Below are 12789 nucleotides of genomic sequence, written 5' to 3' on the forward strand. Positions count from 1 at the left end.
ATGGGCAAGGAAAAGTTTGAACGCAGCAAACCGCACTGCAACATCGGCACCATCGGTCACGTTGACCATGGTAAAACCACTCTGACGGCAGCGATCACGAAGCAATTCGGTGACTTCAAAGCCTATGACGAGATCGACGGCGCGCCGGAAGAAAAAGCCCGCGGCATCACCATCTCGACCGCGCACGTTGAGTATGAAACCGACGCGCGTCACTATGCACACGTCGACTGCCCCGGCCACGCTGACTATGTGAAGAACATGATCACCGGTGCGGCGCAGATGGACGGGGCGATCCTGGTTGTGAACGCCGCTGACGGCCCGATGCCGCAGACCCGCGAGCACATCCTGCTGGGCCGCCAGGTGGGTATCCCCGCCATGGTCGTGTTCCTGAACAAGGTTGACCAGGTTGACGACGAAGAGCTGCTTGAGCTTGTCGAAATGGAAGTCCGCGAACTGCTGAGCGAATACGACTATCCGGGCGACGATATTCCGATCATCGCAGGTTCGGCTCTGGCCGCTCTGGAAGGCCGTGACGACAATATCGGTTCGGAAAAGATCGCCGAGCTGATGGCCGCTGTTGACGCGTACATCCCGCAGCCGCCGCGCGCGGTTGACGAGCCGTTCCTGATGCCGATCGAAGACGTGTTCTCGATTTCGGGTCGCGGTACGGTTGTGACCGGTCGTGTTGAGCGTGGTGTGATCAACGTGGGTGACGAGATCGAGATCGTCGGCATCAAGGACACGCAGAAATCGACCTGTACCGGTGTTGAAATGTTCCGCAAGCTGCTGGACCGCGGTGAAGCGGGCGACAACATCGGCGCGCTGCTGCGTGGTATCGACCGTGAAGCGGTTGAGCGTGGTCAGGTTCTGTGTAAGCCGGGTTCGGTGACGCCGCACACCAAGTTCGAAGCCGAAGCCTATATCCTGACCAAGGATGAAGGTGGCCGTCACACGCCGTTCTTCGCGAACTACCGTCCGCAGTTCTACTTCCGCACCACCGACGTGACCGGGACTGTTCAGCTGCCCGAGGGCACCGAGATGGTGATGCCGGGCGACAACCTGAAGTTCAACGTCGAGCTGATCGCGCCGATCGCGATGGAACAGGGCCTGCGCTTTGCCATCCGCGAAGGCGGCCGCACCGTCGGTTCCGGCGTTGTGTCGAAAATCATCGAGTAAAGCCGAGTTTTTCGCAGAAGAACTCTGACGGGCGAAAGGCGATTTGGCTCACGGGCCAAGTCTGCCGAAAGCCACTCAGAAAAAACCAGCCAAGAGCCGCCTCCCGGGGCGGCTCTTTTGCTTGCAAGAGGGGGTGACTTTTCGACGGCCCTCTGTGTCATCCGGTCGCACGCTGCTAGCGCAGCGACTCCGCTGCGCCTGCATAATTGCCCACGAAAAACCCATTTGTCCCAAGCTGTTCAAGCGAACGGTATGCCGTGGTGCGCCCGGTTGGTATGCCGTGGTATTCATGTAAGTCGTTATTTTTATTTGATTTTTGATCGGTCATTCCTCCTTTTGAATGTATTGCAGCGAGGGAGGAAGACATGGACAAGCTGAACCTGATTGCGTGGCACGGCCGCACGGAAACTGCGTTGGGCGGGGTGTCGACACAGCGCGCAGCGCAAATGCACGCCACCCTTGGTCCCCGAAATACCGCGCCGCCGCGAGATGGTGATCTGTTGCCGCCGCTCTGGCATTGGGCTGCTTTTCCGCCCGCTATTCCGATGGAAGAGCTTGGCGACGATGGACATCCCATGCTGGGGGATTTCCTGCCGCCGGTGAATCTCAAACGGCGCATGTGGGCGGGTGGCATGTTGCGGTTCCGCGCGCCGCTGCGGGTCGGGGATAAACTGCAGCGCAGCTCCCTGGTGCGCGACATCACGGAAAAGGAAGGCGCGGCGGGCCCGATGGTGTTCGTGACCGTGGATCACCAGATATTCGGCCCGGCAGGGCTTGCCATCGAAGAGCGGCAGGACATCGTCTATCTGCAGATTCCCGAAAGCTATGACCCGCCGAAAAAACGCGCCATGCCGGAGGCGCCGGTGCTGCGCCAAGATCATGCGACCCCTGCGACCCTGCTGTTCCGCTATTCGGCGATGACCTTCAATGCCCATCGCATTCACTATGATCTCGATTATGCGCGTGAGGTTGAGCATTACCCCGGTCTGGTGGTGCATGGTCCTTTGCAGGCGACTTTGCTGATGCAGGCGGCCTGTGCGCATAAGGGGCGGGTGCCGGATGATTTCCATTTCCGGGGCGTGCATCCGATGTTCGCCGGGAAAGACCTTGAGATTGCGGCTGTCGAGGAAGACGGGGCGCTAGCGCTTTGCACCGGGCAGGGCGGCCACCAGGGCATGCAGGCCACGGCGATCTGGGAGGATACGCAATGAGCATTCTCAAAGGGATGCGCGTGGTCGAGGGATCGGCCTTTGTCGCGGTGCCGCTGGCGGGGATGACACTGGCGCAAATGGGGGCCGAGGTGATCCGGTTCGATCGTCTGGGCGGCGGGCTGGATGCCGGGCGATTGCCGCTGGCCCCGTCGGGGCAGAGCCTGTTCTGGGCCGGGCTCAACAAGGGAAAGAAGTCGATCGCGGTGGATATGAAAGCGCCCGAGGGACGTGAATTGATCACCCGGATCGTGACCGCACCGGGTGATGATGCTGGGCTGTTCCTGACCAATCTCAGGGTGCGGGGATGGATGGATTACGAAAGCCTGTCGCAGCACCGCGACGACCTGATCATGGTGAGCCTGAGCGGGGACCGTCACGGGCGGCCGCAGGTGGATTACACGGTAAACCCGGCGCTTGGCATTCCCGATATCACCGGGCCCGAAGGGTATCCCGATCCTGTCGCCAATGCGCTTCCGGCGTGGGATCTGATCGCGGGGAACCTCGTGGTGTCGTCTCTGTTGGCGGCTGAGCGGCACCGGTTGCGCCGGGGTGTCGGGCAGAATGTGGACTTGTCGCTCAAGGACGTGGCGGCGGCAACGCTTGGGCATTTGGGTATGATCGGGGATGCGGTTGTGAACGAGGCGCCGCGAAGTAAGTCCGGCAATGCGCTTTATGGCGCCTACGGGCAGGATTTCCTGTGTGCGGATGGCCAGCGCGTGATGGTGATCGGGCTGACGGACCGGCAATGGCGCGGTCTGGTTGAGGCAACCGGCATCGCAGATGAGATCTCGGGGCTTGAGGCCCGGAGTGGCAGATCCCTGCGGGAAGAGGGGGCCCGCTGGGATCTGCGCCATGATATCACCGCGATACTGGCGCCATGGTTCGCCGCACGGCGGCTGGCGGATTTTGCCGCGGATTTTGATCGGCGGGGGCTGACGTGGTCGGTGTTTCGTACGGTGAAAGAGGCGGTGGCGCAGGATCCGGACCTGTCGACGGACAATGCAATGTTCAGGATGTTGCACCAGCCGGGGCTGGGGACGTTTCCCGTGCCGGGTATGCCCGCAACATTCTCGGAGGCGGCGCGCAATGCGCCGGTGGCGGCGCCTGTGCTGGGGGAGCACACCGAGGAAATCCTGTCGGAGGTGGCGCAATTGGATGATACCGAGATTGCGGGGCTATTTGATCGCGGTGTCGTCGCGGATCATTCCAGCCTGCAGGGGCGCGCGGCATGACAGGCTGAGCATACTTTCCCATAGGGCAAGTAGTGATTGCAGTTTCACGGGAATTGCCGGATAGAGGCGTTGCGATGCAGCGCCTCTTTTGCATCCACGGCGCTTGCCCTGACGCCCTTCCCGAAATGCCCATGGGCCGGGAGTTCATGGCCACATTGCCCTGGCCGGGCTTTTAGTTTGTCAGGAAGACATGACCACGAATTCAACGTCCCCAGATGCGCCCGTTCAGGCCATTGATCCCTTTTGGCTGCGCCTGATCAAGCGCAGCGTCCTCGTGCTTTTGGGGCCGCTCTATTTCCTGTTCATTGGGTTCGTCCCGTTGCTTTGCGCACGGCGAAAGGGGTTTCGCGGCTGGTACTGGCGGTTGGTCAAGCGCGCCTGTTCGCGGCTTTTGTGGCTGCTGAGCATTCGGGTGGAGATGTCGGAGGCAAACAAGCGGGATCTGGCGGGGGACACGGACAGTGTCATCGTGATCAATCACCGCAGTCACCTTGATGGGTTCACGTTGATGGACGTGGTGCCGGACGAAAAGTGGTTCACCTTTGCCGCCAAGAAAGAGCTGTTTGATGCGAAGCTCTTGAAGACGGGGTTTCTGGGTGCGGGATTGGTCGAGATTGACCGCAAGAGTGGCAAGGTGGCGATGGAAACGCTGAGCAAAGCGGTTCAGGAGATGCCCGCGCGTCGTTCGGTTGTGTTGTTTCCGGAAGGGACGCGCACGAAAACGCAGTCGCTTGGGGAGTTCAAGGCGGGGGCTGTGCTGGTGGCGCGTGAATCCGGGCGCAGTATTCGCCCGATTGTCATTCTGGATTCAGACCGTTTGTTGCCGCGTGGCCAGTTCATGCCCTTGAGCGGGACGGTGCGGGTGGTGGCGTTGCCGCCGTTTCACTGTGACCCGGAGGCCCCTGTGGACGATGATGTGGCGCGTCTCAGGGCCGAAATGATGGCCGTCTTTGACCAGAAGTGAGTGCTGCGGGTCGGGAGGGAACGTCCCACGGGGCAGTGTCGCCTCTGCCCCGTGGGGTGCGCTTAGCCGACGACCCTGTAGCCGCGCTGGCGCATGCAACTTTTGACGATGTTCTCTTTCTTGGTGTTCTGATCGATCGCGCTGGCGGTCAGACCGGCAAGGGCACCGACGGCGGCGGCGTCGCGTACGTTGTTGCCCTTGTTGTTGAACACCGCGGTGGTCGCAGCTGCGACCCCGGCGCCGGCGGCGGCCTTGCCCCCGGCGTTGCTGTCGAGCGCGCCCTGTGACGCGGCGAGGTTCTGACAGGCCGAGAGATCGGCGTAGTAGTTCGGGCCAACGGCCCCATCGATAACGGGTTCGTAGCTGGCGCCGGTGTTATCGCAGGCGGCCAGAAGCCCGGCGACGGGCAAGGCGAGAATGAGTTTAGCGTATGACATGGTGAAATCCTTGTTCTCCAGCCCGCGCGCGATCGCGCGCGCGGTGTCTTTGCCGTGTAAATGGGAAAGCCGGCGGCGATTCCAAGGGCAGTTCCGGTGCTTCAGCCAATAGTCGCCGATGCCATGCGCGATGGCCCGCGCACGGAGGGGGACCCAAGCGGGCCGGTCACATGACGGTTACGGAAATAACCCTTGCCCCCTGCACCAATCCCAACTATACGGCGCGGGTTCTCAAGGAGAACGTGGCGGCGGGGTGATTCCCGCCGTTTGGGTTCGATGAGGGTTTGCGGTGGTCGCAGGTCCTCCTCTCAACTCCAACGCCTATGAAAAGGCTGACGAAATGCAAAGTCAAAACATTCGCATTCGGCTGAAGGCTTTCGATTACCGTGTTCTGGATGCCAGCACACAGGAAATCGTGAACACGGCAAAGCGCACCGGCGCAACCGTCCGTGGCCCGATCCCGCTTCCGAACAAAATCGAGAAGTTCACCGTTCTGCGTGGTCCCCACGTTGACAAGAAATCCCGCGATCAGTTCGAGATCCGTACGCACAAGCGTCTTCTCGACATCGTTGATCCGACTCCCCAGACCGTGGACGCGCTGATGAAGCTCGACCTCGCGGCTGGTGTTGACGTCCAGATCTCGGTCTAAGGAGGGTATCACGGATGCGCTCTGGAATTATCGCAAAGAAAGTGGGCATGACCCGCTTGTTCATGGAAGACGGCAAGCAGATCCCTGTGACCGTTCTTCATCTGGATGGCCTTCAGGTCGTCGCACAGCGGACAGTTGAAAAAGACGGTTACACCGCCGTTCAGCTGGGCGCCGGTTCGGCCAAAGCCAAACGCACCTCGCAAGCCATGCGCGGCCACTTTGCAGCTGCAAAGGTTGAGCCCAAGCGTAAGCTGGTCGAGTTCCGCGTCGAAGAAGATGGCCTGATTGAAGTGGGCGCCGAAATCACGGCGGAGCACTTCCTGGAAGGTCAGAAAGTGGACGTTTCGGGCACCTCGATCGGTAAAGGTTTTGCCGGTGCCATGAAGCGCTGGAACTTTGGCGGTCTGCGTGCGTCGCACGGTGTTTCGATCAGCCACCGTTCGCACGGTTCGACCGGTCAGTGTCAGGACCCCGGCAAGGTGTTCAAAGGCAAGAAAATGGCCGGCCACATGGGTGCTGCCCGCGTGACCACCCAGAACCTCGAAGTCGTCAAAACCGACGCCGATCGTGGTCTGGTGTTCATCAAAGGCGCCGTTCCCGGTTCCAAAGGTGGCTGGGTCACCGTCAAGGACGCCGTGAAGAAAAAAGCGCCCGAAGGCCTGCCGTTCCCGGCAGCCGTGAAGGCAGCTGCAACCGAAGCACCGGCGGAAGAAGCTCCCGCGGAAGGTGGTGAAGCATGAAACTTGATGTGATCAAACTGGACGGCGGTAAAGCCGGCGACATCGAGCTGAGCGAAGACCTGTTTGGTCTGGAGCCGCGCGCGGACATCCTGCACCGTGTGGTGCGCTGGCAGCGCAACAACGCGCAAGCCGGTACTCACAAGGTCAAGACCCGCTCGGAAACCAGCTACTCGACCAAGAAGATCTATCGCCAGAAGGGCACCGGCGGCGCACGCCACGGTGACCGTAACGCGCCGATCTTCCGCAAGGGTGGTATCTATAAGGGCCCGACGCCGCGTTCGCACGGCCACGACCTGCCGAAGAAATTCCGCAAGCTTGGTCTGCGTCACGCACTGTCCGCCAAGGCGAAAGCCGGCGAACTGGTCGTGATCGACGCTGCAGAAGCCGAAGGCAAGACCGCCACACTGGCCAAGCAGGTTGCAAACCTGGGCTGGAAGCGCGCGTTGATCATCGACGGCGCGTCGGTGAACGAAGGTTTCGCCAAGGCAGCCAAGAACATCGAAGGTCTGGATATCCTGCCGACGATGGGCGCAAACGTCTATGACATCCTCAAGCGTGACACGCTGGTGATCACCAAGGCGGGTGTCGAAGCACTGGAGGCTCGACTGAAATGAGCGCGAAGGCAGAACATTACGATGTGATCCGCAAGCCGATCATCACCGAGAAATCGACCATGGCGTCCGAAAACGGCGCGGTTGTTTTTGAAGTGGCAATCGACTCGAACAAACCCCAGATCAAAGAGGCCGTTGAGGCTCTGTTTGGTGTGAAGGTCAAAGCGGTCAACACCACCATCACCAAGGGTAAGGTCAAGCGTTTCCGCGGCCAGCTGGGCAAGCGTAAAGACGTGAAAAAAGCCTATGTGACCCTCGAAGAAGGCAACACGATCGACGTGACCACCGGTCTCTGATCGTGCCGGGGTGAGAGCCCCGTGCCGGAAGAAACAAGAAGCCCTTCGGTTCGCGCCGAGGGGCTTTTTGTTTCGCGGGGCGTTGCGTCTCTTGCCTCAGAGAGGCACGTCGTCATAGGAGCGCGCCGTCCCGGTCGAGGACATGAGCGTCAGCATCCGTGTGGCTTCGTCGGTATAGTCTTTCATGGCATCCTGAAAGAACTCGGTCTGCAGCTGCAGCAGCTCTGCCGGGGATTTGCAGGACAACATCGCCTTTTGCGTTTCCATGTCCTTTTGCAGGCGCTCTGTCATGAAGCGAACGCTTTCGGCCATGATGTCCTGCCAGACCTTGGCGGCGGCCGGGTTGAAGGCGGCCATCGGGTCGAAAGCGGCTTTTTCGGCGGTTTTGGTGTCTTTGGATTTTGTGGCCATCTTGGGGTCTCCTCATGATGTGGTGCTTGACCTTGGGGAAGGTTCATGGGGAAGTCTAGCACGATGGCGGGGGAGGGGATTTGATTTGGATCGTGTTTTGGGTATTGGCGTTGATCACACGACGATCCTGTCGAAGAACGCGTGTCGTGCTTGTGCCCTGACTATTTTCGAGCCGGATGGGGCACCTTACGTGGCCTACCCGGTCCGTCCGTAGAATGTCATCCGGGCTTCCTCCGACAACGATATGCCCGGTTCCGCATTGTAGGCGAGTACCGCCAGCATGCGCGTTCGACTGCCTTCGTTCGGCGCGACCCGATGGATCGAATTACGGCCCCGGAAGAATACAAGCGTTCCGGCCTCGGCTTTCAGTTCCTTGACTGGCCTGCGACCCGAAAGGATACCGTCTACCGCATCAAATCCCATTTCTCCGGCATCAGCATTCCTTACATTCTCAACATACTCGAACTGCCCGCCCTTTTCAGGGGCCTGAACCATGAGGGTAATTGCAAAAGAGGAGTTGTCAAAATGCCAACCGAGCTCTTGTCCGGTATTGGCGAAGTGCAGATTTATTGATGACAACGGATCGGCGTATTCATACAGCGCCTCCTCCCCGAGAACTTCGCACAAAAACGCCTGAAACAGAACTGAGCTATAGAGCGCTCTGAGTGCAGACCCTTCGGGGATCAGATCATCCGTAATGCAGCCTTTGGACGACGTGACCAATCGGTTGCGCGGATGGTTGGCATCAAAGGCTGGATCCGGTGCACTAAGATAGACGGTGTGCTGTTCAGTCTTGGCATAAACCTTGTCTTGGTTGGCGAGTCCCTCCTCCCGGATCGCGGATATGGCGGCCTCGCGCACGAATCCCGGCATCGTTAACACCCCGGTGGCGTCAAAGGCGGCTTTGCAAGAGGCCCGAAAATCCGTGTCTCCGATAGGATAGGCGGAGAGGTCGACGATATCTTCGAGTGTCATGGTGCGTCCTTGAATGTGTTGGGGTTTTGGCGAGTGAGAGAAAAGGCTAACAACCCAACCATTGAATGAAAATCGATTCATTGCAAATGCTTGGCCAATCGTCACTTGCCACTCACCCCCGCCCCTGCTAAAGACCCTCATCTTCTCGGCCTCAGATTCGTTCTGGGGCCGGTTGTTATTTAGTCGGGCACCTACGGGGGCCTATACCACTGGCACCTTAGTAGTGAGTTTTTTCCAAGAAAACTTGCGGGCGGGGGCCTCAAACATAGCCAGGGGACCACCTCTGGTACTGTAAAACGGAAGACAGAAAGCATGGCACTCAAGTCGTATAAGCCGACGACGCCGGGCCAGCGCGGGCTGGTGCTGATCGACCGTTCGGAGCTTTGGAAAGGACGTCCTGTCAAAGCCCTCACCGAGGGTTTGACCAAGTCGGGCGGCCGGAACAACACCGGACGGATTACATCGCGTCGTCGCGGTGGTGGGGCAAAACGCCTTTACCGGATTGTTGACTTCAAACGGAACAAATTTGATGTGGCGGCCACCGTCGAACGGATCGAATACGACCCGAACCGGACCGCATTCATCGCCCTGGTCAAATACGAAGACGGCGAGCAGGCCTATATCCTCGCTCCGCAGCGTCTGGCGGTTGGTGATCAGGTGATCGCGTCGGCCAAGGCCGACATCAAGCCGGGCAACGCAATGCCGTTCTCGGGCATGCCGATCGGTACCATCATCCACAACATCGAACTGAAGCCCGGCAAGGGTGGTCAGATCGCACGTGCCGCAGGTACGTACGCACAGTTCGTTGGTCGTGACGGTGGCTACGCCCAGATCCGCCTGAGCTCGGGCGAACTGCGCCTGGTGCGCCAGGAATGCATGGCAACCGTTGGTGCCGTGTCGAACCCCGACAACTCGAACCAGAACTACGGTAAAGCCGGTCGTATGCGCCACAAAGGCAAGCGCCCGTCGGTCCGTGGTGTGGTTATGAACCCGATCGATCACCCCCATGGTGGTGGTGAAGGCCGGACCTCGGGTGGTCGTCACCCGGTTTCGCCCTGGGGTAAGCCGACCAAGGGTGCCCGCACCCGCAACAAGAACAAAGCGTCGCAAAAGCTTATCATTCGCTCGCGTCACGCCAAGAAGAAGGGGCGTTAATATATGTCTCGCTCTGTATGGAAAGGCCCCTTTGTCGATGCTTACGTGCTGAAAAAAGCCGAAGCAGCGCGCGAGTCGGGCCGCAACGAAGTTATCAAGATCTGGTCGCGCCGCTCGACGATCCTGCCCCAGTTCGTGGGTTTGACGTTTGGCGTTTACAACGGCCAGAAGCACGTTCCCGTGCTGATTACCGAGGACATGATCGGTCAGAAATTCGGTGAGTATTCGCCGACCCGTACCTACTACGGGCATGCTGCCGACAAGAAAGCGAAGCGGAAGTAAGTCATGGGCAAGGCAAAGAACCCCCGCCGCGTGGCTGACAACGAAGCAATGGCCAAAGTCCGTATGCTTCGCACGAGCCCGCAGAAACTGAACCTGGTGGCCGCGATGATCCGTGGCAAGAAAGTTGAGAAGGCGCTGACCGACCTGACTTTCTCGAACAAGCGGATCGCGCAGGATGTGAAGAAATGTCTTCAGTCCGCAATCGCCAACGCCGAGAACAACCACAACCTGGACGTCGACGAGTTGATCGTTGCCGAAGCCTACGTGGGCAAGAACCTGGTCATGAAGCGCGGTCGTCCGCGTGCCCGTGGCCGTTTCGGCAAGATCATGAAGCCGTTCTCGGAACTCACCATCACGGTGCGCCAAGTTGAGGAGCAAGCCTAATGGGTCAGAAAGTCAATCCGATCGGCATGCGCCTCCAGGTCAACCGCACCTGGGACAGCCGTTGGTACGCAGATACCAAGGACTACGGTGATCTTCTTCTGGAAGACCTGAAAATCCGTGAGTTCATCAAGAAAGAGTGCAAGCAAGCTGGTGTTGCACGTGTGATCATCGAGCGTCCGCACAAGAAGTGCCGCGTCACGATCCACACTGCACGTCCCGGCGTCATCATCGGCAAGAAAGGCGCGGACATCGAAACCCTGCGCAAGAAAATTGCCGCGATGACCGACTCGGAACTGCACCTCAACATCGTTGAAGTGCGTAAGCCCGAGCTGGACGCTCAGCTGGTTGGCGAGTCGATCGCTCAGCAGCTGGAACGCCGTGTCTCGTTCCGCCGCGCGATGAAGCGTGCCGTACAGAACGCCATGCGCATGGGCGCCCTGGGTATCCGGGTGAACGTTGCTGGTCGTCTGGGTGGTGCCGAGATCGCACGGACCGAATGGTACCGTGAAGGCCGTGTGCCGCTGCACACGCTGCGCGCCGACATCGATTACGCCGCATCCGAAGCGATGACCCCCTACGGGATCATCGGGATCAAGGTCTGGATCTTCAAAGGTGAGATCATGGAGCACGATCCGTCGGCACGCGACCGTAAAGCACAGGAACTCCAGGATGGCCCTGCACCTCGCGGTGCTGGCGGTCGTCGCTAAGGAGGAAGAGAGATGCTTCAACCAAAGCGTACTAAATTCCGCAAGATGCACAAAGGCCGGATCAAAGGCCTCGCAAAAGGCGGTTCGGACCTCAACTTCGGCTCTTACGGCCTGAAAGCCACCACGCCCGAGCGCGTGACGGCTCGTCAGATCGAAGCAGCACGTCGTGCCATGACGCGTCATATGAAACGTCAGGGCCGCGTTTGGATCCGTATCTTCCCCGACACTCCGGTCACCTCGAAGCCGACCGAAGTTCGTATGGGTAAAGGTAAGGGTTCGGTTGATTATTGGGCATGCAAGGTCAAACCCGGCCGCGTGATGTTCGAAATCGATGGCGTATCCGACGAAATCGCCCGTGAGGCTCTGCGTCTGGCAGCGATGAAACTGCCGATCAAGACCCGCATCGTGGTTCGTGAAGACTGGTAAGTTGGCGAACGGGTGATCCCGTTCTGTCGCAAAAGATTGAACCCCTGCCATGAAAATGGCGGGGGTTTTTCCCGTTTGAAGTGTGCGGGATTCTGATAGGGTGCGTCTGGGTAGCAGAATGCGGGTATTTGCGTGAAAATCGGCGCAGATGCATTCGGTCTGTGATAGGCTGCGCACAGTTTTGTTTTGGAGGCCTCATGCGCGTAGAAAGCCACCGCACTAGTGTACGTTATATTCTTGATAATTACCCGGATTGCCCACAGCGGGACATGGCGCTCAATATTCTGAGGAAAGGCAATGTCGATCTCGCAGAAGCCTGGCTTGATGCTCTGGACGAGATGATTGCAAAGGGGCAGTCGGCCTTAGCTGCTGACGATACAAAGGTCCGGCGCAGCACCGGATAAGGAATACAAGGGAAAAAGTGTCCCCTCGCATCGGGGGCTGGGCTGGGCTATGACACCGGGATGGCCCAGATCGAATCTCTCTTTGTGACCCGGCTTTACCGCGCCAAGCTCTCTGAATACGGCAAGCCCGTTGATCCTGAGGAGCTGGAGGTGTCCTGTTACTCCATCGCCGAAGATGACGAGGCCGGGCAGGCCTGGTGCGAGGAAAACGGATATCCGGGATACACCTCTTATGCGTCGCTGACGGACCTTGCGTGGCGGTTTCCGATCTTTGCGGATATTGTCGAGGCGCTGGACCAGCATGTTGCGGCTTTTGCCGAAGATCTTGAGTTTGATCTCGATGGGCGAAAGCTGAAGCTTGAAGACCTGTGGATCAATATCCTGCCCGAAGGCGGTACGCACAGTTCGCACTTGCATCCCCATTCGGTGATCTCGGGCACGACCTATGTGTCGATGCCGGGCGGTGCCAGTGCGCTGAAGCTCGAAGACCCGCGTTCGGGCCGCATGATGGCGGCGCCGGTTCGCAAGAAGGATGCGCGGCGCGATCTGCAACCGTTCATCTATATGAAGCCCGAGGTCGGGGACGTCCTGCTTTGGGAAAGCTGGCTGCGCCACGAAGTGCCCATCAACATGGCCGAGGATGAGCGGATTTCGGTGAGCTTCAACTATAAGTGGGAATAGTGCGGGAGTCTCAATATCCAACGCATTTGTCTCGACATCCAATACGCC

19 protein-coding genes are annotated in these 12789 nt (G+C 59.3%); 15 read left to right on the top strand and 4 right to left on the bottom strand.

Annotated elements, in window-relative coordinates; all coding sequences use genetic code 11:
- A complete protein-coding gene (tuf, locus tag BMZ35_RS13920; protein ID WP_093094480.1) occupies positions 1 to 1176 on the top strand; it encodes an elongation factor Tu in 1176 nt (391 codons plus the stop codon).
- Between the two features lie 175 nt (positions 1177 to 1351).
- Here tuf and BMZ35_RS20960 read toward each other — a convergent pair whose 3' ends face one another.
- Entirely contained in the window at positions 1352 to 1504 is a 153-nt protein-coding gene (locus BMZ35_RS20960) for a hypothetical protein (RefSeq protein WP_165610089.1), read from the bottom strand.
- A gap of 37 nt (positions 1505 to 1541) precedes the next feature.
- Here BMZ35_RS20960 and BMZ35_RS13925 point away from each other — a divergent pair, with 37 nt between their 5' ends.
- The 3 genes from BMZ35_RS13925 (at position 1542) to BMZ35_RS13935 (ending at position 4583) form a co-directional block, all read left to right on the top strand.
- On the top strand, positions 1542 to 2387 hold the full coding sequence (locus BMZ35_RS13925) for an HTD2 family dehydratase (protein ID WP_242654805.1): 846 nt from the start codon (positions 1542 to 1544) through the stop codon (positions 2385 to 2387).
- A complete protein-coding gene (locus BMZ35_RS13930; RefSeq protein WP_242654807.1) occupies positions 2384 to 3619 on the top strand; it encodes a CoA transferase in 1236 nt (411 codons plus the stop codon). The genes BMZ35_RS13925 and BMZ35_RS13930 overlap by 4 nt, the downstream gene beginning before the upstream one ends.
- Before the next feature lie 190 nt (positions 3620 to 3809).
- Positions 3810 to 4583 carry a lysophospholipid acyltransferase family protein gene (locus BMZ35_RS13935; RefSeq protein ID WP_093094481.1) on the top strand — a complete coding sequence of 258 codons (774 nt, stop codon included), beginning with the start codon at positions 3810 to 3812 and terminating at the stop codon, positions 4581 to 4583.
- 62 nt (positions 4584 to 4645) lie between these two features.
- Here the strand turns inward: BMZ35_RS13935 and BMZ35_RS13940 are convergent, their stop codons facing one another.
- Positions 4646 to 5020 carry a glycine zipper family protein gene (locus BMZ35_RS13940; RefSeq protein WP_093094482.1) on the bottom strand — a complete coding sequence of 125 codons (375 nt, stop codon included), beginning with the start codon at positions 5018 to 5020 and terminating at the stop codon, positions 4646 to 4648.
- Between the two features lie 340 nt (positions 5021 to 5360).
- Here BMZ35_RS13940 and rpsJ point away from each other — a divergent pair, with 340 nt between their 5' ends.
- The 4 genes from rpsJ to BMZ35_RS13960 are packed head-to-tail and all read left to right on the top strand — an operon-like array spanning position 5361 to position 7316.
- Positions 5361 to 5669, top strand: a complete 309-nt coding sequence (gene rpsJ / locus BMZ35_RS13945; protein ID WP_093094483.1) for a 30S ribosomal protein S10 — start codon at positions 5361 to 5363, stop codon at positions 5667 to 5669.
- Between the two features lie 14 nt (positions 5670 to 5683).
- Entirely contained in the window at positions 5684 to 6409 is a 726-nt protein-coding gene (gene rplC, locus BMZ35_RS13950) for a 50S ribosomal protein L3 (protein WP_093094484.1), read from the top strand.
- Positions 6406 to 7023, top strand: a complete 618-nt coding sequence (gene rplD / locus BMZ35_RS13955) for a 50S ribosomal protein L4 (RefSeq protein ID WP_093094485.1) — start codon at positions 6406 to 6408, stop codon at positions 7021 to 7023. Before rplC ends, rplD begins: the two co-directional genes overlap by 4 nt.
- The gene (locus BMZ35_RS13960) at positions 7020 to 7316 is read left to right on the top strand and encodes a 50S ribosomal protein L23 (RefSeq protein WP_093094486.1); all 297 of its coding nucleotides are present in this window, start codon (positions 7020 to 7022) and stop codon (positions 7314 to 7316) included. Before rplD ends, BMZ35_RS13960 begins: the two co-directional genes overlap by 4 nt.
- 96 nt (positions 7317 to 7412) lie before the next feature.
- Here BMZ35_RS13960 and BMZ35_RS13965 read toward each other — a convergent pair whose 3' ends face one another.
- Together BMZ35_RS13965 and BMZ35_RS13970 are read right to left on the bottom strand one after the other, a co-directional pair.
- On the bottom strand, positions 7413 to 7727 hold the full coding sequence (locus BMZ35_RS13965) for a phasin family protein (protein WP_093094487.1): 315 nt from the start codon (positions 7725 to 7727) through the stop codon (positions 7413 to 7415).
- A gap of 195 nt (positions 7728 to 7922) precedes the next feature.
- Complete coding sequence (locus BMZ35_RS13970) at positions 7923 to 8702, bottom strand: HalD/BesD family halogenase (RefSeq protein WP_093094488.1); 780 nt, start codon at positions 8700 to 8702, stop codon at positions 7923 to 7925.
- Between the two features lie 312 nt (positions 8703 to 9014).
- Here BMZ35_RS13970 and rplB point away from each other — a divergent pair, with 312 nt between their 5' ends.
- The 7 genes from rplB (at position 9015) to BMZ35_RS14000 (ending at position 12741) form a co-directional block, all read left to right on the top strand.
- Positions 9015 to 9857, top strand: a complete 843-nt coding sequence (gene rplB, locus BMZ35_RS13975; protein ID WP_093094489.1) for a 50S ribosomal protein L2 — start codon at positions 9015 to 9017, stop codon at positions 9855 to 9857.
- A 3-nt stretch (positions 9858 to 9860) separates the two neighbouring features.
- Positions 9861 to 10139 carry a 30S ribosomal protein S19 gene (rpsS, locus tag BMZ35_RS13980; RefSeq protein ID WP_093094490.1) on the top strand — a complete coding sequence of 93 codons (279 nt, stop codon included), beginning with the start codon at positions 9861 to 9863 and terminating at the stop codon, positions 10137 to 10139.
- A 3-nt stretch (positions 10140 to 10142) separates the two neighbouring features.
- Positions 10143 to 10523 carry a 50S ribosomal protein L22 gene (rplV, locus tag BMZ35_RS13985; protein ID WP_093094491.1) on the top strand — a complete coding sequence of 127 codons (381 nt, stop codon included), beginning with the start codon at positions 10143 to 10145 and terminating at the stop codon, positions 10521 to 10523.
- Positions 10523 to 11230 (top strand): 30S ribosomal protein S3, encoded by a 708-nt coding sequence (gene rpsC, locus BMZ35_RS13990; RefSeq protein ID WP_093094492.1) that lies wholly within the window; start codon positions 10523 to 10525, stop codon positions 11228 to 11230. Before rplV ends, rpsC begins: the two co-directional genes overlap by 1 nt.
- A 12-nt stretch (positions 11231 to 11242) precedes the next feature.
- Positions 11243 to 11656 carry a 50S ribosomal protein L16 gene (rplP, locus tag BMZ35_RS13995; RefSeq protein ID WP_093094493.1) on the top strand — a complete coding sequence of 138 codons (414 nt, stop codon included), beginning with the start codon at positions 11243 to 11245 and terminating at the stop codon, positions 11654 to 11656.
- Between the two features lie 197 nt (positions 11657 to 11853).
- Positions 11854 to 12060, top strand: a complete 207-nt coding sequence (locus BMZ35_RS20790; RefSeq protein WP_131814382.1) for a hypothetical protein — start codon at positions 11854 to 11856, stop codon at positions 12058 to 12060.
- Between the two features lie 60 nt (positions 12061 to 12120).
- Positions 12121 to 12741, top strand: coding sequence for a 2OG-Fe(II) oxygenase family protein (locus BMZ35_RS14000; protein WP_093094494.1), 621 nt, complete (start codon positions 12121 to 12123; stop codon positions 12739 to 12741).
- Positions 12742 to 12789 lie beyond the last annotated feature (48 nt).

The organism is Shimia aestuarii, from assembly GCF_900114635.1.
Taxonomy (GTDB): domain Bacteria; phylum Pseudomonadota; class Alphaproteobacteria; order Rhodobacterales; family Rhodobacteraceae; genus Shimia; species Shimia aestuarii.